This is a genomic window from Flagellimonas onchidii (assembly GCF_004804315.1).
Taxonomy (GTDB): Bacteria; Bacteroidota; Bacteroidia; order Flavobacteriales; family Flavobacteriaceae; genus Flagellimonas; species Flagellimonas onchidii.
This window is the reverse complement of record NZ_SRXX01000006.1, coordinates 200,518-221,956: the sequence shown is the minus strand read 5'-3', so window position 1 is coordinate 221,956 and position 21,439 is coordinate 200,518. Positions and strand designations below refer to the sequence as shown.

At 39.5% G+C, this 21,439-nt stretch carries 15 protein-coding genes and 1 pseudogene; 15 read left to right on the top strand and 1 reads right to left on the bottom strand.

Features of this window, described 5'->3' with window-relative positions:
* Position 1: 1 nt before the first annotated feature.
* The 5 genes from E4661_RS08755 (at position 2) to E4661_RS08735 (ending at position 5,702) form a co-directional block, all read left to right on the top strand.
* Positions 2-235, top strand: a complete 234-nt coding sequence (locus E4661_RS08755) for a hypothetical protein (protein WP_136466453.1) — start codon at positions 2-4, stop codon at positions 233-235.
* 118 nt (positions 236-353) lie between these two features.
* On the top strand, positions 354-869 hold the full coding sequence (locus tag E4661_RS08750) for an RNA polymerase sigma factor (RefSeq protein WP_313779588.1): 516 nt from the start codon (positions 354-356) through the stop codon (positions 867-869).
* Positions 870-880: 11 nt separating this feature from the next.
* A complete protein-coding gene (locus tag E4661_RS08745) occupies positions 881-1,795 on the top strand; it encodes a FecR family protein (protein ID WP_136466451.1) in 915 nt (304 codons plus the stop codon).
* Positions 1,796-4,354 (top strand): TonB-dependent receptor, encoded by a 2,559-nt coding sequence (locus E4661_RS08740; RefSeq protein ID WP_136466450.1) that lies wholly within the window; start codon positions 1,796-1,798, stop codon positions 4,352-4,354.
* 52 nt (positions 4,355-4,406) lie between these two features.
* Complete coding sequence (locus E4661_RS08735; RefSeq protein ID WP_136466449.1) at positions 4,407-5,702, top strand: hypothetical protein; 1,296 nt, start codon at positions 4,407-4,409, stop codon at positions 5,700-5,702.
* A 297-nt stretch (positions 5,703-5,999) separates the two neighbouring features.
* On the opposite strand, the gene E4661_RS19395 is transcribed toward E4661_RS08735, so the two are convergent.
* Complete coding sequence (locus E4661_RS19395) at positions 6,000-6,170, bottom strand: SUMF1/EgtB/PvdO family nonheme iron enzyme (RefSeq protein ID WP_240751441.1); 171 nt, start codon at positions 6,168-6,170, stop codon at positions 6,000-6,002.
* 198 nt (positions 6,171-6,368) lie between these two features.
* On the opposite strand from E4661_RS19395, the pseudogene E4661_RS08725 reads away from it, so the two are divergent.
* The 10 genes and pseudogenes from E4661_RS08725 to E4661_RS08680 all read left to right on the top strand — a co-directional run bounded on the left by E4661_RS08725 (position 6,369) and on the right by E4661_RS08680 (position 21,426).
* Positions 6,369-7,216, top strand: a pseudogene (locus E4661_RS08725) (integrase core domain-containing protein).
* 87 nt (positions 7,217-7,303) lie between these two features.
* Positions 7,304-8,419: a DUF1343 domain-containing protein gene (locus E4661_RS08720; RefSeq protein WP_136466448.1), complete on the top strand. Its 1,116-nt coding sequence runs from the start codon at positions 7,304-7,306 to the stop codon at positions 8,417-8,419.
* Positions 8,420-8,610: 191 nt separating this feature from the next.
* Positions 8,611-9,753, top strand: a complete 1,143-nt coding sequence (moeB, locus tag E4661_RS08715; protein ID WP_136466447.1) for a molybdopterin-synthase adenylyltransferase MoeB — start codon at positions 8,611-8,613, stop codon at positions 9,751-9,753.
* A 158-nt stretch (positions 9,754-9,911) separates the two neighbouring features.
* A complete protein-coding gene (locus E4661_RS08710) occupies positions 9,912-10,499 on the top strand; it encodes an RNA polymerase sigma factor (protein WP_136466446.1) in 588 nt (195 codons plus the stop codon).
* Positions 10,500-10,637: 138 nt separating this feature from the next.
* Positions 10,638-11,849, top strand: a complete 1,212-nt coding sequence (locus E4661_RS08705; protein ID WP_136466445.1) for a FecR family protein — start codon at positions 10,638-10,640, stop codon at positions 11,847-11,849.
* A gap of 81 nt (positions 11,850-11,930) precedes the next feature.
* Entirely contained in the window at positions 11,931-15,527 is a 3,597-nt protein-coding gene (locus E4661_RS08700) for a SusC/RagA family TonB-linked outer membrane protein (protein ID WP_136466444.1), read from the top strand.
* Positions 15,528-15,536: 9 nt separating this feature from the next.
* Positions 15,537-16,925, top strand: coding sequence for a SusD/RagB family nutrient-binding outer membrane lipoprotein (locus tag E4661_RS08695; RefSeq protein ID WP_136466443.1), 1,389 nt, complete (start codon positions 15,537-15,539; stop codon positions 16,923-16,925).
* Positions 16,926-16,932: 7 nt separating this feature from the next.
* Entirely contained in the window at positions 16,933-18,555 is a 1,623-nt protein-coding gene (locus tag E4661_RS08690) for a gamma-glutamyltransferase family protein (protein ID WP_136466442.1), read from the top strand.
* Between the two features lie 125 nt (positions 18,556-18,680).
* Positions 18,681-19,871: a M14 family metallopeptidase gene (locus tag E4661_RS08685; protein ID WP_136466441.1), complete on the top strand. Its 1,191-nt coding sequence runs from the start codon at positions 18,681-18,683 to the stop codon at positions 19,869-19,871.
* Positions 19,852-21,426 (top strand): N-acyl-D-amino-acid deacylase family protein, encoded by a 1,575-nt coding sequence (locus E4661_RS08680; protein WP_136466440.1) that lies wholly within the window; start codon positions 19,852-19,854, stop codon positions 21,424-21,426. Before E4661_RS08685 ends, E4661_RS08680 begins: the two co-directional genes overlap by 20 nt.
* Positions 21,427-21,439: the final 13 nt, after the last annotated feature.

Here is a 21,439-nt window from a genome sequence, read left to right as displayed (position 1 = left end):
GATGGTACACTTCAGTTATATGTTCATTTCAATAGCAAGTGCGTTGTTTGCATTTCTATCTTTTTCTATAAATGTTCAAGAACAATGGCTTAGTTATGATGGTAGCAAAGACAAAGAAGATACGTTTCATATTGTGCTTATTTCGGGAGATGAAGAATACCGTTCCGAAGAATCTCTTCCCATGTTAGCCAAAATCCTTTCCAAACAACATGGTTTTAAATGTACCGTACTTTAAAACTTCAATAAATAGGGTAAACACTATATTACCTGTTGTATATATATGATGATTGTTGGGTGTTTCAATTGTACTACTTTAATCTTAATTTTGGAAAATTGAGATTTGAACAATTGAAATGCAAGAAAAATCTGTTTGCGACGAAGAAGTTTATAAAGTAATTTTTGATAAGCACTCCAAGGTGGTCCGCAACTTTATCTATTACAAATGTGGAGATATGGACCAAGCGGAGGACATTGTGCAAGATGCATTTATAAAGCTATGGAAAAACTGTCAAAAAGTAACGTTCAAAAAGGCTAGATCGTTTGTGTTGAAAGTAGCACAGAACGCATTTTACAACGAGACCGCCCATAAAAAGGTGGTCCTGAAATATAATGCCTCCCAGTCTTTTGCCAGTAAGGTAGATGGGCAAAGCCCTGAATACTTGCTTGAAGAAAAGGAGTTTATGCATAAGTTGCAAAAGAGCATTGCCGAGCTGCCCGAAAAACAGCGGGAAGTATTTTTGTTGAGCAGAAAGGACAAAAAGACCTATAGAGAAATAGCCGAGATCATTGGGTTGAGCCAGAAAGCTGTGGAACGTAGGATGCATTTGGCCCTATTGGAGCTACGGAAAAAGATAGGGGACATTATTTGAAAGACCGAAAGATGGAAGAAAATAAGTACACAGACGATTTTTTAGCCAAATGGGCGAGTGGGAATTTGTCCAATAAAGAGCAGGAGGAGTTTGAAAAATCCAAGGAACATGAGCATTTCAAGGCCATTTTGGACGGTACGGATCTATTGCAGGTTTCTGATTATGATTCCGAGGCACTTTATGCAAGGATAAGGCAAGGGATTTCAAGGGAGAAAAACAAGAAGGTAATACCTCTCGTTCCCAAATGGGTCTATGGTGTTGCCGCTTCCATTGCTTTGCTATTGGGCATTGCCTATGTGTTCAATTCAGATCTTGAATACAGCACCACTTTTGGAGAACAAATGGCCATTGTTCTCCCAGATGGTTCAGAGGTGATATTGAATGCCAAATCACAATTGGAACATAAAAAGAGGAATTGGGAGAACAACAGGGAAATTTCGCTACAGGGCGAAGCATATTTTAAGGTTAACAAAGGAGCTACCTTTACAGTGAACACCAAGAAAGGATCCGTCATCGTATTGGGGACCGAATTTACCGTGAATGCCGGAGCTGATTACTTTCAAGTCATTTGCTATGAGGGCGAGGTCAGTGTCCATAGCAATGATGTCACTGAGATTATTGGCGAGGGAGAAGCTGTACGAATGTTCAACGGATCATTTGAGCAGTGGAATATGGAAGATGTTTCACCACAATGGTTACAAGGAGAGAGCAGTTTTACCAATGCCCCACTTTTGCAGGTCATAAAAACCCTTGAAAAACAATTTGGGATTCATGTCGATCATAAGAAAGTGGCCATTGACGGATTACGGTTTACAGGAAGCTTTTCACATGCCAATGTAAGACTGGCATTACGTACTGTATTTGAACCCATGGAAATTAAATTTACTTTTGCGGACAAGAATACGGTAGTACTTGTTCAAGAGTAAATGAAGATATTTTTCTGTTTTGTTTTTTTCGGGTTAAGTTACTCTGGTGCCATTGCCCAGACCAGTGATTTTCAATATACCAATGTGCCACTGGATAAAATCTTGCTGGGTATAGAGACTTCTTATGACGTAAAATTTTCATATAATCCCACCCTTGTTGACGGGGTCTCGGTTACATTGAGCCGATCCAATACTTCACTGGAATCCTTGATAAACGAACTACAAAAACAGACAGAGATCATTTTCGAAAAAATCGATGACCGCTACTATATCCTCAAAAAGAACACTTTGATCACGGTGTGCGGTTATGTAAGGGATAGCAATGGGAATATACCGTTACAAGGAGCATCCATAGTAGACGTCAAGGACAGGTCATTGGGTACGATCTCAGATGAAAAGGGATATTTTGATTTTGGTGAGGCACATAAGGCAGATACACTTTTTATTACTTATTTGGGATATGAACCCTTGATTCTTCCTGTTGACAAAATAAAGAGGCAAGAATGTGGAACATATCACATGGTGCTTGCAAACTTTGTGTTGAACGAAGTCGTGGTACAGGAATATATGGTCTCGGGCATGGTCAAGTCGAAAGATGGTGGTATTGTCATCGACCCTTTACAGATGGATCTACTTTCGGGACAATCAGAGCCCGATGTACTACAAAGCATTCAGCTTTTACCAGGGATTGAAAGTCCTACAGAAACAGCATCTGGTTTGTACGTACGAGGTGGTGTTCCCGACCAGAACCTGATATTGCTCGATGGAATCAAAATGTATAATTACGGACATTTTTTTGGCCTGATTTCTGCTTTCAATCCATACATTACGGATAATGTGAAGATTTATCGAAGCGGGACCAAACCTCAATATGGAGATCGTGTGTCCGGGGTTATTGACATCGAAACAGATTCGAAAATTCCTAAAAAAACACAAGGTGGATTTGGGCTCAATATGATTAATGTAGACGGATTTCTAAAAGTGCCCATATCCAAAAAACTAGGTTTTTTTCTATCGGCCAGAAGATCGTTTACCGATTTTTTACAGACACCAACGTACAACAATTTTTCCGATAGGGTGTTTCAGAATACGGGAATCGATGCCAATAACAATAACTTGGGAGGTGACGCTTCCGGGGCCGAGGAACGATTTTATTTTTCGGATGTCAACTTTAAAGTGATTTTGCAAGTTTCTGAGAGCGATAAATTTACTTTCTCCAATTTCTATACATCAAACCAACTCGATTACTCACTCGATTTTGACCAGATGGACACTCCATTTTCTTACGACCTGAATATTGAGAATATTGGGGCCAATGCACGTTGGAACAAAAAATGGAATACCAATGTTTCATCGACCGCACAGTTCTATTACTCACAATACGATTTAAAGTATGAAAATTCCAACCCTTTTGTTGAGGAACGGTTTGTTCCACAAAAAACAAACAATATCAAAGAAGTCGGTTGCTCACTGCATACGGATTGGATTCTGAAAAGAGGACTTACACTGTCAGGCGGGTATCAATTTTTCAACAATCAAGTGCAATACGAATTGAGCAATTCAATGTTCGATGAAAGTAGTAACAATAACAATCCTACCTATGCCCTCTATGCTCAATTGAATTTTGAAAAAGAAAGAAAATGGTATTTCGATATTGGGTTCAGAAGTAACTTTTATGGCGCAGTTAACGAGTTTGTATTGGAACCACGGGCATATATCGAGAAAGTCATTAGCGATTCCTTTAGGGTAAAAGGTACCTTGGAACTGAAAAATCAAGCAGTAAGCCATATCATTGAATTTGCTACTGCGGATTTTGGCCTTGAAAACCAAGTTTGGGCATTGGCAAATGAGTTTATGGTTCCTGTACTTCAAAGCCAACAATTTTCTGGAGGGTTTTTAGTGAATAAGAAAGGTTGGAACATTGACGTGGATGCCTATTATAAAGATATTGTGGGCCTGACCTCTTTGGTAAGTGGATTTGAAAACACAAACGAGATTTTTACATTTGGTGAAAGCACTTCCCTTGGATTGGACGTGCTGATCAAAAAGAAATGGAGAAACTATTCGAGCTGGTTGGGCTATACCCATGCCAGAACCGATTTTGAATTTGATGGGCTGAATAACGGAAAACCTTTTAGGGGCAATAACGATATTGCCCATTCCCTTACATGGTCACACTTTTATAAATGGAAGAACCTTCAATTTTCCTTGGGTTGGAAATACCGTACCGGCATACCAAATACTTCAGCAAAAGCAGTACAGAATCAAGACGGAATCTATGAAATCGTTTTTAACGATGTTAATGCATTGACATTGCCAGATTACCATCGTTTGGATTTTTCAATGGCCTATGATTTTGCGCTATCAAAAAAGGATGCCTCCACCAAAGGAAAAATCGGGTTCTCCCTGCTTAATCTTTACAATAAGAAAAATATACTTAACCGAAACTATCTGCACACTTTTGCACTTGATGAAATTGGTACCAATGGAGAAATAACACCAGTAGACCAATTGTCATTGGGTTTTACGCCAAATATTGTATTGCGATTTTCTTTTTAGTTGATTACTTGAGCAAAAAAAACTATTTTGGATTTTCTTAATAAAATAAAATATGAAATTTACTCTAAATGCAATCTCTTTTAGTCTTATTTGTATCATTTTCAGCACAAAAATACATTCTCAAGAGGATTACGCTATGGGATACGTAATCACCAAAAAAGGAGATACCCTAAATGGAATGATCGAGAACATATCCAACAGGACTATTGTTCCTTCAAAAATAAGGTTCAAAAAAGGGAATAATGAAAACAGTACTGTTTTCGGTCCATTGGATATTTCGGAATTTGCAATTTTGGACAATGTATTTAAGAGTGCTATTGTAACAGTTGATGAAGCTCCTAGGAAAAGAGATAAATTGATTTATGATTCTGAATTTAAATCAAGAAAGGATACGGTTTTTCTACGGAGAATAATTAGTGTTGATTATGATAAGGAAGTATACGGTTATATGGATGATAACAAGGAAGAGCATTTTTTTATTTATGTTGATTCAGGTTTCAAGCTACTCGGATTTAAACGTTATTTGAAGGTTGTAAATGGTGTTGCACATGAAAAAGAAGATGCTACATTTCAAGGTCAGTTATTATACTATTTTCAAGAGAAGTGTTCCACAATAGGGAAAAAGATGAAAAATGTAAGGTATACGGAGAATAGTTTGAGGTATATATTTAGATCGTACGCAAAATGTGCGGGGAAAAGGATAATACAACCTAAAAGTTCGGTAAATAGAATTCAAATAGGGGTTCTTTCTGGAGTCTCCCTGACAAGCCCCAATTTTTCCGGAGATAACGATTTTGATTACTTTCATCAAAGTGATTATTCCAATTCCTCGGATTTTACTTTAGGGCTATTCCTTACTGCCCCGTTATCATCAAGGAACAATATATGGTATTATAGTTTAGAGGCCCAATATGGTGCATTTGAACTTACCGGTAATTCCCGCCTTTTTTCCAATCTTGGGATAATTGATACCTTCTTTAGGGATAATGATGTTGAATTTGGTTATTCATACGTGGGTATCAATAATATGATTCGCTGGAGATCCCCTATGGGAAAACGTACTTTTTTCTATGTAAATCCAGGTATTTCCACTGACTTTATATCTGTAAAAACCAATAAATGGGGAGAGGTAGATCAAAGAGGAGATCAGCAGATAACAAGGGAAGGAGAAGCCATTGAAAATATTAGAAATATAGATTTAGGCTATTTTATAGGCGTAGGATTTGGAACTGAAAAACTTTCTTTTGAGATTAGAGGCGAACAAAACCTTGGTGTTTCAAAGGTTGCGGGACTAAATGCATCTACACATAAAATTTATTTTTTGCTTAAATACGCGCTATTGAATTAGGGATGTTCAAGAATGAATACAATCCAATTACAACAGTGTTTTTGCATCCCCTACTCCTGAAAAAATACCCTGTTTTTAGGAAAACCCTTAAAAACGGGACTAGGTCCATTTTTTGGTGTTCTTTTGAAAGCCTGTTTCGGACCAATGGAATACCTTATATCAAGGTATCGATTTGATATTTGGAATTTGGGGCTTGGAATTTTTAAACATTGAAATCTCAGAGAGGTTTTTCCTTACTCCTGAAACTCCCTACAAAGACACGGATAGTATTTGAACGTATTAAAGGGTTCTTGAACTTTAGCTTTTAGGACGCGAGTTTCCATTTTTGCCTTGGTCGATTATATCCAATGAAAGCACGGTCCTGAACCCCAAGTGCTCCAGGGGTGAATCTTCCGTGGTGGCCATACGCGAGGATATACGATAACTGGCGCAATAGGTGACACTGCAGAGGAACGAACCACCTTTGATGACCCTTTCCCTTACCAGTGGATTGGAGGGTTATAAGCAGATGCTGCCCCCTTGGGATTGTGCGTTGCCCCTCCCATTTTGTACAGTTCCCTATAATATGCAGTGTTGTGCCAATCGCTGGTTCATTTCCAAACGTTACCAGACATGTGAAGGCTTCCCTGTTTTTCGGACAGTTTAAAAATCAATTGTTTTTAGATTATGAAGAAGAGCAGATTTACCGAGACACAGATTGTTGCGATGTTGCAACAGTACGATTCAGGTATGAAAGTGACCGACATCTGTCGGGACAAGGGCATCACCACGGCGACATTCTATAGCTGGAAGCGCAAGTATGGCGGTATGGATGCCCAACAGCTCAAAGAGCTCAAGTCATTACAGGAAGAAAACCGCAGGCTCAAGCAGATGTACGCCGACCTGAGCCTTGACCACCGTATCCTAAAGGACATCATCGAAAAAAAGCTCTGAGGCCCTGTGGGCGGAGAGAGCTGGCAGAGGGCATCGTAAAGGAGGAAGACCAAGAAACGCTTGCCCAAAAGGATAAAGGAGCCATTGGAAGTCCCCGATGCACCAAGGAAGGTCTGGAGTGCCGACTTCATGTCCGACAGCTTGGTGACAGGCCGGACTTCCGGGTGTTCAAGCTGATGGACGACTTCAACCGTGAGGCACTCTGCATGAGGGGCAACTTCTCCATGCCGGGAATACGGGTCGTGGAATATCTCAGGGAGGCCATAGGGGTATACGGCAAACCTTTGGCGATACGGGTGGACAACGGGCCTGGGTTCCTCTCCAGGGTATTTGCCAACTATTGCCAGGTGGAGGACATCGAAATAAAGTATATCCAACCTGGCAAACCGAGCCAGAACGGATATATCGAAAGGTTCAACCGTACATACAGGGAGGAGGTACCGGACGCACACCTGTTCAGGGACATTGAAGAGGTAAATTCCGAAACCGAAAGGTTCAGGGATCAATACAACTGTTTCCATCCCCATAAATCATTGGGAAGGAGCAGTCCAAAGGAATATTTGGAACATCAATTTGTTTAATTTAACCGCTGTACGAAAAGGGGTAAGTCTTCAAAAACAGGGAAGCCTTCAATAGGATAAAACCCTTCAAAAAAATACAAGGGCAACATTGCCCTGCTTTGCCATAAAGCATCGGTAGACCGTACACTTACCCATGCAGCAATTCGATTTAAAGTAATGTTTGGTCCAAGATTTATAAAACTCTTCGGGCCTCAACATGGTTTTTCTACAGATGTTCAAGACAACATGGTAGAAACGGATCATGTTGTTCATCCTTACTTTAACATTCCGGTGTATTCCTTGTATTCCGAAACACGCATTCCCACTGATGAAATGTTGGAGGATATTGACCAGATTTTTGTTGATTTACAAGATGTTGGGTGCCGGATATATACCTACATATACACACTCACCCATTTATTGGATAAATGTGCAGGAAAGGGTATTCAGGTAATTGTACTAGATCGTCCCAATCCCATTAATGGGATTGATATTGAGGGTAATCTGGTAGAACAAGAGTTTGTATCGTTCGTTGGTCTTTACCCATTGCCTATTCGCCATGTAATGACTATTGGTGAAGTAGCCCTGATGCACCAAAAACTATGGGCGAAGGAAAAAGCAAAGCTTGAAGTTATTAAAATGAAACACTGGAAAAGGGAAATGTACTTTGAAGATACAGGACTACCTTGGTTTTTGCCTTCTCCCAATCTTGCAAAACCGGAAAGCACTATTACTTTTCCTGCAACTGTTTTTTTCGAAGGGACGCTTTTGAGCGAAGGAAGAGGAACGTCACAACCTTTGGAAATTGTAGGACACCCAAAAATAGAACCCTATTCGTTTTTCGAAAAACATTTGAACCAGAGCATTAGGGATTCAAAGCTTGAAGGTTTCGTTTTAAGACCCATAACTTTTCTTCCCACTTTTCAAAAACATGGAAACACGGTTTGTGGAGGGTTTCAAATTCATGTAACGAATAGGAAAACTTTCAGGCCATGGCGTGTTGGTCAGTTTGTAATGCGGGAGTTGTATCATTTTTTAGGTGATGATTTCAAATGGAAAAACCCTCCGTATGAATATAACTATACGCAAAAACCGATAGATGTTATTAATGGAACGGATAAAATAAGAAATTGGATAGAGCAAAATGAATCTGTTGAAGTTCCTAATGGTTTTGAAATACTTACGGACTATAAAAAACAGTTCGATGAAGTAAAAGTATATTGAGACATCCATGTCGCCATAAAATTGAAAGCCCATTTATATGGTTTTTTTGATTTTAAAAAATGATTTATAGATTTTAGTGTGAATTAATATCAAAACTTGAGCTTCTCTGCTCTTAGCTTTAAATTAAGGACGATTTATATCCTTTGGTTTGAGTATATAAGGACTTTACCTAATTTTAAACAAAAAAGCCAATGCATTTGTCGAATGAAGAACTTAAAAGATATTCTAGGCATTTATTGTTATCGGAAGTTGGGATTGACGGTCAAGAGAAACTAAAAAGTGCTTCGATTTTAGTGGTGGGTATAGGAGGTTTGGGTTCTCCATTGGTCATGTATTTAGCAGCTTCAGGAATCGGTAAATTAGGTTTGGTGGACTTTGATACCGTGGATGTTACCAATTTACAAAGACAGATTGTTCATGGAACTTCGGATATTGGGCGGCCAAAAAATCAATCCGCGTTTGAGCGACTTAAGGAAATCAATCCTGAAATCAAAATAGAACTCCATAATCAGGCGCTTACCTCCGAAAATGCATTACAGATTATTGAAAACTATGATATCGTTGCAGACGGGACGGATAATTTTCAAACAAGATATTTGGTTAACGATACTTGCGTTTTATTGGGCAAGCCAAATGTGTATGGGTCGGTATATCGTTTCGAAGGCCAAGCCAGCGTCTTTGGAGTGGAAGGTGGTCCCTGCTATCGCTGTCTTTACCCAAACCCTCCCGAACCGGATTCCGTACCATCATGCGACCAAGCGGGAGTTCTTGGGGTCTTGCCAGGTACTATTGGAATGATTCAGGCCACAGAAGTAATCAAACTAATACTTGATAAAGGAAACCCTCTTATTGGGCGCTTGTTGCTCTATAATGCCCTTGATATGAGGTTCAATGAAATCAAACTGAAACCCAATCCAAACTGCCCTGTTTGTGGTGAGCATAGAACCATTACGGAATTGATTGATTACGAGGAATTTTGTGGTGTTTCAAAAAAGCAGGGAGCCAAACAGAATAGTTTAGGGGAAGTTGATGTAACCAAACTTTCGAATCTTTTGAAAATGGATGAAGACTTTTTCCTGCTCGATGTTCGGGAGCCCTTTGAACATGACCTTTCTAATATTCCACAAGCTGTTTTGATTCCCTTGGGGCAGGTGAAGGATAATCTTTCCAAAATCCCTAAAGACAAAAAAATAATTGTTATGTGTCATCACGGAGGAAGAAGTAAAAAGGCAGCAGACTTTTTAACTGCTTCTGGATTTCAAGATGTTTATAATTTAATCGGTGGTATTGATCAATATGCTAGGGAAATAGATGAGACATTAGAGCGCTATTAGGTGTTAATACAATCTGAGAGACTAAGCATATTTATCTTTATGGACTAATGTTCACCAAAATTTTAGCGTTGGGTAAAGGTTAAATATATTTTTTAAGTTTGTTTTAAGGGCATAGAAGGAGCAAGGGTAATCAAGGAATTTTGCTAACGCAATTTTATATGGATCAGGGCAATTTATGGTCAAAATTTAGAGATGGAGATAAAACTGCATTTGAATCAGTCTACAATTCATGTGTTGATGATATGTTCGCCTTTGGGTTAAAAATTGATCCTGACCAAGAATTGGTCAAAGATTGTATTCAAGAAGTATTCATTGATATTTTTGAACATAGAAATGCTATATCCGAACCCAATAATATCAAATTCTATATTCTTAAAGCTCTTAAGCACACCATTTTCAGAAAACAAAAGAAGGAAAGAAAAAAAGCGAAATTCCAAGAACAGCAAGAACTAAACGTTAGTGCTGGGTATAATTTTGAGGACAAACGGATTTTGTCCGAACTGGATGAGGAAAAGAAACGTTTGGTCAACCAAGCTTTGGAAACACTGACCGCGAAGCAAAAGGAAATCATGTATTTAAGATTCAGTGTAGGACTCAACTACAATGAAATTTCTGAAATTGTAAGCATTGATCATTCTTCAGTGAGAAAACAGGTCTATCGAGCTGTAAAAAAACTTAGAAATAGCAAGGCCTTTGACGATTATAAGGGTATCGTTTTATTTTATGCAATGCTGAGAAAAGCATAGAATTCCAATTTCTTGACCTTTGAAAACTCATTTTCGTTTCTTGAAAATTGAAGGATTTCCATAAAAATTTGAAAAAACCCAAAAAAAAGTGTCCACAAAATGAAAACTTCTGTCCCTATGGTATAAATAAGCATAGAATTGGACGATTTTACCAAATATCTTGATGATGAAAAATTCGTGGATTGGATTACCAATCCTACGAATGAAAAGAATGCCTATTGGGAAACCTATATCAAAGAAAATCCTGAGGAAGAAGCTAAAATCCGAATCTTAAAAGATTGTCTTGGAACTTTGGAAGCTACCAACCACAAACTCTCTCAGGACGATAAAAAGCACATTTTAGATGAAATATATAACAAGGTAACCTTTAACAATTCAAAACGAGGCCCCATTTACCTTAGTATTTTAAAATATGCTGCAATCGTGGTAGCAGTCATCGGTACAGCCATCTACTTAGGTGTTGGGACACCTAAAAGTAACGCCCCAAATATCGAATCCCTGTTACAGGTTTCCATTGATTCTACTACCGACACAAAATTGATTCTTGATAATAACCAACAGATTGCTATAGATCAAAAAAGGTCAGAAATCAATTATTCAGGAAAAGACAATCTGATTATTAATAAAAAGGACACCTTGAATATTAGCGAAGAGAACGTTTCTGACATTATGGAAATGAACCAACTAATAGTCCCATATGGTAAGCATAGTAGGATTACATTGAGTGATGGCTCTATAGTACATGTAAATTCTGGTTCAAGGCTTGTTTTTCCTAAAAGGTTTATTGGTGATTCAAGGGAGGTCTATTTGGATGGCGAAGCATTTTTTGAAGTGGAATCAAATACAGACAAACCCTTTGTTGTGCAAGTTTTAAAGGACAGTGAATTTTCAATCACTGCTGTCGGAACAAAGTTCAATGTAAACTCCTATAACAACAACGACGAGGTGACCACGGTTTTAACCGAAGGTGAAGTGCATTTGACTAATCAACCCAAGAATCGTTTTTTCGGAAAGAAAAAAAGCACCATTATGAAGCCCGGTGAATTGGCGGAATGGAGCGTGTCTTCCAAAACTATCCAGAATAAAATGGAGGTAGATACTGAAATCTACACCTCTTGGATTAGAGGCCTATTAATATTCAAGGGAGAAACTTTGCAAGATGTTGTAAAACGTGTTGAACACTATTACAACATTGAAATAGATTTAGGAGAAAATATTGACCAACAATTTAGGTTGACGGGTAAATTGGATCTTAATGATTCGATTGAAGAAACCATGGAAAATTTAGCGGTTTCGGCTTCAGCCAAATATGAAAAAAAAGGAATCGATGAATATTTGATTACCAAATAAAAAACCAGAGCATGTTCGCACCATGCTCTGGCGTGTAACCTGTAAAAACAGGAATTGTTTAAACAAACAACTAACTAAATTATGGAAAAAAAGGGGTTTCCATATGATTGCTTTGGCAATTTTATGGACAAAATCAAAAAAGTGATGAGGTTTCTGACACTATTTTTATTGCTCTTCACACTTTATTCTTACACAGACGCTTACTCGCAAAAGACAAAGTTAAAAGTCGATCTAAAGGATGCCACGCTACTTGACATCATTTACAGTATTGAAGAACAGAGTGAGTTTGTTTTTATGTACGGTGAAGATTTACTGACCACCTTAAATCAAAAGAAGGGGGATTTTAAAATCAAAAACCAAACGATTGACAATGCACTTGAGCAACACTTCAAGCCCAATAGCATTGATTACCATATCAATGGTAGGCAGATTGTGCTAAAGAAAAATGAAACCCAATCTAAGGCGCCCATCAAGGACGAAGGATTACAAATGGCGGTTTCGGGTACTGTAACGGATGACACGGGACCACTTCCTGGGGCCAGTATTGTTGTAAAAGGGACTACATCCGGAACCACTACCGATTTTGATGGTAATTATACCATTGAAGTCTCTGACGGTGAGGCGATACTTGTGGTCAGCTATATCGGATATACAACAGTTGAGGTTCCCGTTAATGGGCAATCAACTATAAATGTCGTGCTAAAGGAAGATGCTCAAGCTTTAGATGAGGTCGTAGTGACGGCCTTGGGTTTTGAAGTGCGTACCGATAAATTGGGAAGCGCGGTTTCAAGTGTAAAACCGGAAGCTCTGGTCCGTTCTGGAGAAACATCGGTCGCCAATGCCATTCAGGGTAAAATGGCGGGGGTAAATATCACAAGATCCAACGGTGACCCTGGATCTGGTTCCAACATTAGAATTAGGGGAGCCAATACCATTTTCGGGAGTACGCAACCATTGATTATTGTAGATGGGATTCCAATTAGCAATTCCAGTACCCAAGGTGGAGCCAGTAGTGCTACAGGAAATGGTACATCGCAGCAATCTCGTTTAAACGACATCAATCCGAATGACATTGAGACGCTTCAAGTTCTTAAAGGCGCATCTGCAGCGGCATTATGGGGGTCTAGGGCATCCAACGGTGTTGTCATTATTACCACTAAATCGGGGAGAAGAGGATTCAGGGTCAATTTAAAAACATCCATATCATTGGATGAAGTAAATGCTATCGCACCCTTGCAGTCAAACTACGGTCAAGGACTTAGTGGAAGGTTTAGATTTGGTTATTTACATGGATGGGGAGATGAAATATCCTCTAGGTCAGGAGGTGAAGATGATTTTGATACTTCTGGTGGATTTTTCATTGGTGACCAAACAGGTCAAAGATATTATCCCATTCCAGATGGGACAACTGAGAACCTGCATGGTGGTAAAAATTCAAGGGAAACATTTTTGGATGAAAACTTTAACCATGTATTCAGGACCGGTGTTCTTTTGGAACAATCTGTTAGTATCAGTGGAGGTGATGAAAAAAGTAACATTTTCTTCAGTTTAGGGAACACGGACCAAGAAGGAATTATTAGAAACAATGATTATCGACGCCATACGGTCAATCTTAGTGCTTCCCATAGATTTAACGAGTACATCAATCTAAAATTAAAGGGAAAATACTCTAGGATAAGCGCCAATAGGATTCAACAGAATTCAAATACTGCAGGACTGTTACTGGGATTTTATAGAAATATATCTGATTTCAACATTCAAGATTATACCGGAACATACGTCAGCGAAACTGGAGCTGAATTTAGCAATCGCCATAGGTCTTACCGAAATCCAGTTGGAGCATCGGAACGTCCATTTTACAACAATCCTTTATGGACAACCAATGAGCAAAAAGCTCCAAACGTTGTGAACAGGCATATTTATTCCGCTGAGATCGATGTGTATCCAATTGAAGGATTGAACATTAAACTCAGGGGTGGTGTGGATACATACAGTGATGACAGAACGTACCTGTATCCAAGAGGTTCGGCTCGAACAGGGTTGATTCCAAGATTGGAAGGAAATTTAACATTTGAAAACATCGGGGCAACGGAATTGAATTTTGATGCCATTGCTAAATATGATTCCAATTTCACGGAAGATATTACTTCGTCCTTCATTTTGGGATGGAACATAAATGACAGAAAGTTCAATCGTGAGACAACCGTTGGTAGTGATTTCATAGTCAATGATGAGATTTATACGTTGACTAATTCAAGAATAATCCAAGGGGATAATTTCATCAGCCATAGAAGGTCAAATAGAGGTTTTGCCACGGCGAATTTTGGATTGTACGATCAACTCTATATAGACCTATCAGGTACGGTTGAAGCAGCTTCTACAATTAAGGATCCGTTCTTTTACCCATCAGCTAGTGTTGCATGGCAATTTTCAAATGCTGACTTCTTCCCAGAAGAAAGCTTTATAAGCTTTGCCAAAGCTAGGTTGAGTTGGGGTAAAGTGGGTATTCAACCAGCAATTTATAGAAGTGCTACCAATTATGAAGGAGACTTTACCTATAGCAATGGGATTTTTGGAAACCTATCCTCGATCAATCATGGTGGGGGTTTCAGACTGGACAACCGTTTGGGCAATGCCAATTTAAAACCTGAAATTAAGACTGAGATAGAAGGAGGACTTGAGTTTAGGTTTTTCGATAACATGTTGAATACAAGCTTCACTTATTACACCAACGATATAGAGGATATACTTTTGACCTTGGATAGGTCACCATCTAGTGGTTTCTCAAGTATCTATACCAATGGAGCTTCCATGAAAAATAGAGGTTTCGAGTTTGAGTTCAGTGCCAACCTTATAAGAAATAGCGATAACTGGACATTCACTCCGTACGGAAACTTTGCCACGAATAAAAACGAGGTGACAAGTTTGGCGGGTGCAGATGTTCAGAGATTAACGGGTTTCGGTACCGGTGATTCCGTTGCCGCGGTTGGATATCAAATGGGTGCCATTTTCGGTGGAAAACTACCAAGAAATGCAGACGGAAGCATCGAATTGGATGCTAACGGATTTCCGGTCGGCACTCCGGAATATGATGTTATCGGAGACCCTAACCCTGAATGGACAGGAGGTCTTGGGTTCAACTTAGGGTTCAAGAATTTATCATTAAACGTATTATTTGAACATTCCCAAGGAGGTGATTTCTATGACATGACCCGCCAAATCAATAGCCAAAGAGGTTTTAGTAGAGAATCGGGGAATAAGGTCACTATTCCAAATGATGGTATTACAGATGTCACTGGAGCGACCTATACTGCTGGTGAGGTGGTTCGAGGGAATTTGTTCGATTTTGGAGCTGGTCCGGTACTTCTGGAGCAAAATTGGTACAGAGGAAACGGAGCAGGTAACAGGGGCTTTAGCGAGCTTTGGCTTCAAGATGCTACATGGACCCGTCTACGGGAATTGACTCTAACCTATTCACTCGGTAAAAAGATTGTGGAGAAGCTTAAGTTATCTGACTTAAGCCTCAGTTTCACCGGAAGAAACCTAGTGCTTTGGACGGATGTAATCGGTAATGACCCAGATAAAAACTTTGCTGGAGTCGGGAACTCAAGGGGATTGGATTACTATACGAACCCATCCACTAAATCTTATTTGTTCAACTTGAGTTTAACATTTTAAAAAAGAGTTATGAAAGTATTTAAAATAGCAACAGGTATAGTAATTCTTTTCAATTTTCTTGCGTGTCAAGAAATCGTTGATGATATAAATGATAATGACCCGAATACCATTAGTAGGGTAGATGGTCAAACGCTGTTTACTGGGATGCAATTGGCCGATGTTACGGCTCAGTTGGGGTATTTAAACTGGGCAGCGGGTGTTTGGACAGGTAATTTTGTGGGAAGTGGAAGATTTGCCCCAATACAGGATTATCAATACGGAAACACAAACTCAAATACTCCTTGGTTCAACATTTATGTAGGAGTTGTGCAACAGGCCCGGGAACTGCGTAGCGGTATTCCGGTAACCAATAAGGACTTCTTCTTTGGAGCATCAAAGGTTCTGGAAGCACATGCGTTGGGAACCGCAGCGAGTATGTTTGGGGATGTTCCTTTTACTGAAGCTGCAAATGCTGAAATCCCTACTCCTTCGTATGATGGTCAACTTGAAGTGTACAATGCTGTTCAAGCGCTATTGGATGAAGCTATCGCTGATTTGCAAGCTGCTGGAACGGGCGGTGGAATTTCTGAGGATTTGTTCTTTGGAGGAAATTCGAGCAACTGGATAAAAGCTGCTTATACGCTAAAAGCACGTTTGTTTCTTGAAGTGGGCGATTATGGCAGTGCAATTTCGGCAGCGCAAAATGGAATTTCCTCGCCATCTGAATCTATGCAATACACTCCTCCGGCTGTGGTACTTACAGGGGATACGAACTTGTTGAACCAATTTTTTACAGGAAGTTTCCCAGATGACTTGACAACGGAGGGCGGATATTTGATTGAATTGATGACAGGTACCAATAATAGAAACAATGCCAAGACCGATGAGGTAGATAGGGCGGCATATTACTTTGATGGAACCCAGATAAACCTTAATGGAATTGCAGGAGTGGCAGAACCGATGAATTTGATATCCCTTCAAGAAAACTTGTTGACATGGGCAGAAGCGGCCATACGATCAAACGATTTTGCTACGGCTCTAGCTAAGTTGAATGAGCATCGGGCCAATCTGAGAGACGGAGAGTACTTTGCAATAACGACTGGGCTATATGATGATTATGTCGATACCGATTTTGACGCAGGGGGAATTGAGAATGTAGATGGTTCGTTATCAAGGGAAGATGCTTTGTTAAGGGAAATTATTCAGGAACGATATGTTTCTTTCTTTGCGGAGTTGGCAAGTTTCAACGATTTACGAAGAACCAAGAAAGATCCCGTTGCAATTCAAGTGGGAGTTCCGTTCAATGTTGGAAGTCAACACCCCGAAAGGTTTCTTTATCCGTTCTCGGAAGAAAATACCAATGGTGATAATGTTCCTGACATTACTGACATTTTTATAAAAACCCCGGTAAACCAATAATTGGATTATGATGGGTTTTGGAGACCTAATTGTTTCAGTAGCTTTTGGAGCTTCCCTGTTGTTAAACCCTGGGTTTAAAAAGGGAAAGGACCTAGTAGCATCCGCCACTCCCGAAGCTACTGACACAGGTGTCAAAATTCTTGAAAAAGGAGGTAACGCCATTGATGCTGCTGTTGCGGTTGCATTTACATTGGGAGTGACCGAACCAGCGATGTCGGGAATAGGAGGTAGGACTATGATTCTATTGTCAACCCCTAATAAACCACCTATTACCATCGGTGGCCATGCGTTGACACCGTCGGTATTGCAATCAGATATTGAAAAAGCGGACCTTACTTATTATAAACAGGTTGCGGTTCCTTCTCAAGTCAAAATATTGCAATATGCTTGGAAAAAATATGGGAGTGGTAAACTTACATGGGAAGAACTGTTACAGCCAGCGATAAAATATGCCGAAGATGGATTTATTGTTGGAATGCATAGGCACCATGTGTTTAAAGCTATGGAGGAGTTTTTAAAGGAAAGTACCTACCATAATTCAGAATTGTTGATTGACAATGAAATTCCGTCGGTTGGAGATTTGGTAAAACAGCCCACTTTGGCCAAAACCCTGAAGCGATTGGCAAAGTATGGAGGTGACGACTTTTATAAAGGCGAAATAGCCAAAACCATAGCCAAAGATTTTGAAGAGCACGGGGGATGGATTACTTATGAAGATCTCGCCAGTTTTCCTGACCCGGAAGAATCGACACCTTTACACACTACATATCGGGGTTATGATGTTTACTCATTTGTTCCACCAAGTGGGGGGTGGCAGGTGTTGCAAGCTCTTAACTTATTGGAACAAGTTGATGCTTCTAAAATTGCCAAAATTGGCAAGCTTCGAAGCGAACTGATTATCAAAGCCCTCAATAAGAGTCACAATGATCGCCTCGACAATGCCATTGTTGATTATTCAAATTATGACGAAGAAGTGTCTAAAAAAATATCCAAGGAATATGCGATGGAACTTTGGCAGCAGCAAGAAGATGCAAAGAGTAAAAATGGAAAATCAAAAGCATCCAAAGAAGGAGAAACGACGCATTTTTCAATTGTCGACAAAACAGGAATGGCCGTTAGTGTTACCTCAAGTGTTGGGAGATACTTTGGAGCCTTTGCATCGACCAAAAGCTTAGGTTTTTTTTACAACAGTTATGTAAGATCACTTATGGGGTTTGGACTTGGAAAATCTTTGCAACCCAAAACACGGATACCTTCATCAATGAGTCGAAGTTTGGTGAGGAAAGATGGAGAAAATGTGCTGGTTATTGGTACTCCTGGGAGCAAACGGATTGTTTCCACTATATCCCAACTTGTTCAACTTTGGATTGATAGCGAAGACAGTATTCAAGACATTATAGCTTATCCCAGGATTCATGCGATACGTGATAAAGTATACCTCGAAGATACTGACTTGGACCATGAATGGTTGCATCAATTAAGGAATGATGGTTTTAAAATTGCCTTTCCCTATTATGGTCTAACTATTTCAGATAGAAATGCGTATTTCGGTGGTGTGCATGCCGTAGAATTTAAAAACGGGGAATGGAAAGCAGCAGCAGACCCTAGAAGAGATGGAAAATCAAATTGAGCAAACCCTAAATTGTTAAACATAGTTTGAATTAGTTTGAGTGCAAAAGGCTGTTCAAATGTAGCAGTGGACAGCCTTTTTTGTTTCAAAATCAAAAGAGGTAAAACTTCAAAGCGAATAAACATATGTCTTTTAAGCTTTCCATATTAATTTTTAGCGTCAGCATATTATTCTTCTCTTGTGGGCAAAATGAGGGCAGTAAAAAGGCTATGCAGGAGAAAGAGGTATTTTTCGACATCTCATTTAAGAGCGCAAGACTTAACGATATTAAAGAAGTAGGGAAAAATATATTTAAGGCCAAAGTTCTTCCCGAATCAGAACCTGTAAACAAAAGTCCGTGGTATGCCTTTGCAGTGCATGCAAAGGATAAAAGAGACATCAAGCTGATTCTGGATTATGGCGAATACCAGCACAGGTATATACCCAAAGTTAGCTGGGATGGAGTCAACTGGAAGGCACTGGATACCGATAAGGTCAAAATTGACACGGTTGCACATACTGCCACATTGCAGTTGGATATTTCAGCCAAAAAAATGTTTGTTTCAGCTCAAGAAATTGAAACTTCAGAAGACACTTATGCCTGGATGGAAAAGTTTGCTGGCAAACCATTTGATACGGACCAAATTGTTGCTGGGAAAACTGTTTTGGATAATAACAACTTTGTCTTGGTTCACGAGCAAACAGGGGTGGAAGACTTCATTGTTTTGATTGCAAGGCAACATCCTCCGGAAATACCTGGTGGGACAATTGGGTTCAAAAGCTTTTACGAGACTCTTTTTACCAATACCGATACCGCCAAGAAGTTTAGAGGGAACTTTAACATTTATACTTTTCCCCTACTGAATCCCGATGGTGCCGATATGGGTAATTGGAGGCACAATGCCAATGGCGTGGATTTAAATAGGGATTGGGTCGATTTTACCCAACCTGAAACCCAAATGGTCAAACATTTTGTGGAGGAAAAGGTAAAACGAGGAAAAAAACTCCGATTTGCCTTGGATTTTCATACTTCATATAGCGGGCCTTATCTTTTGGTGCTCGATTCTATAAATGAGGCTAAAACTTCTGGAATTATTCCTGAATGGATCAATAATATTGAAGCTTCATCTTCATTCAAAGTGGAAGCAAGGCGCAGAAGTCAAGAATTACCCTATTGTTACAACTACTTTTTTAAAGTCTTTGATGCAGAAGCGGTAACTTACGAGGATGGGGATGAAATCGACAGAGATACTATTCGTAAAAGAGCGAGTGTCTATGCCGAGACTTTAATGCAGACCTTATTGGAAAAACAAAAAAATGAAGCATTTAAAAAATAAAACTTTTGTTGTCATTTTGATATTTGTTTTCGGAGTTGCATGTTCCGAACAGCAACTCAAAGTCGATTTGCTTATTGTAAATGGAACGGTTTATAATGGAATCGATAGAGAACCTATTACATCGGCAATAGGAATTAGAGGTGACAAAATTGTTTTTGTTGGAAAACAAACTGATCATATAATCGCCCAAAAAACAATTGACGCTACAGGATTAATCGTTTCGCCAGGATTTATAGACCCACATACACATGCCGACAGAGATTTGAACAAGCCCGAAACGGCGTATAACCTTCCTTTTTTGATGCAAGGAGTAACCACAGTGGTTGTGGGTAACGATGGAGATAGCTTTTTTCCCGCTAAAACTTATGTGGACAAATATGAAAAACAAGGAGTTGGTACCAATGTTATTCTATTGATAGGCCATGAGACGATGCGAAAAGAAGTCGTTGGCTTAAGTGATAGAGAGGCCACAAATGAAGAGATTGCCCAAATGAAGGAACTTCTTGATAAAGAAATGAACGACGCAGGAAATTTTGGCATGTCAACAGGTCTGTTTTACGCCCCAGGAAGTTATGCGGAAACTGAAGAAGTGATAGAACTGGCAAAAACCTGCGCTGAAAACGGCGGGATATACGATTCACACCTTCGAGACGAAAGCTCATATACAGTTGGGCTTGTTGCTGCTGTCGAGGAAGCCATTGAAATTGGAAGGCAGGCTAAACTGCCCATCCATATTTCGCATATAAAATGTTTGGGAGTTGATGTTTGGAAACAGAGTGATACAATTATTGCGTTGGTCGAAAATGCACATAAAGAAGGTATAGAGGTTACTGCGAATCAATATCCCTACGAAGCTTCAGCGACCGGTTTAAGGGCGGCCACAACACCAAAATGGGCCCAAAGCGGGGGGCAGGATTCCTTGTTGATTAGGTTCGATGACCCAACCCTTAAACCACGAATATTAGAAGAAACCAAGAATAATATCAGACGCCGTGGTGGTCCAGAATCTTTGTTGATTGTAGTCACCGCAAATCCAGCCTATCGTAACAAAACCTTGAAACAAATTGCTGTAGAACTCAATTTGCCGCCAGAAGAAGCTGTGTATAAAATTTTGAGGACAAAGGGAATTATACGGGTGGCTTCATTCAATATGTCCAGTTACGATATACACAAATTTATGCGTCAGAATTGGGTGGTCACTGGTTCTGATGGCAATACAGGTCACCCTAGAAAGTACGGTTCCTTCCCCAGAAAATATCACAGGTATGTGAAAGAAAAAGGTGTTTTGGATTTGCCAGCATTTATAAATCGGAGTTCTGCTAAAACAGCAGAGATTTTTAAAATTCCGTATCGGGGCAAACTGAAAGAGGGGTATTTCGCTGATATAATTCTATTTGATCCGGAAACTTTTAAAGATAAAGCTGATTATAAAAATGCTTTTGATTATGCCGAAGGATTAGAATATTCCATCATTAATGGAAAACTGGCCGTAGAAAAAGGAGAATACACCAACGGGTTGTTCGGCAAGGTGTTGAGAAAGAATGATTCGTACTAGTTCAACTTTATAA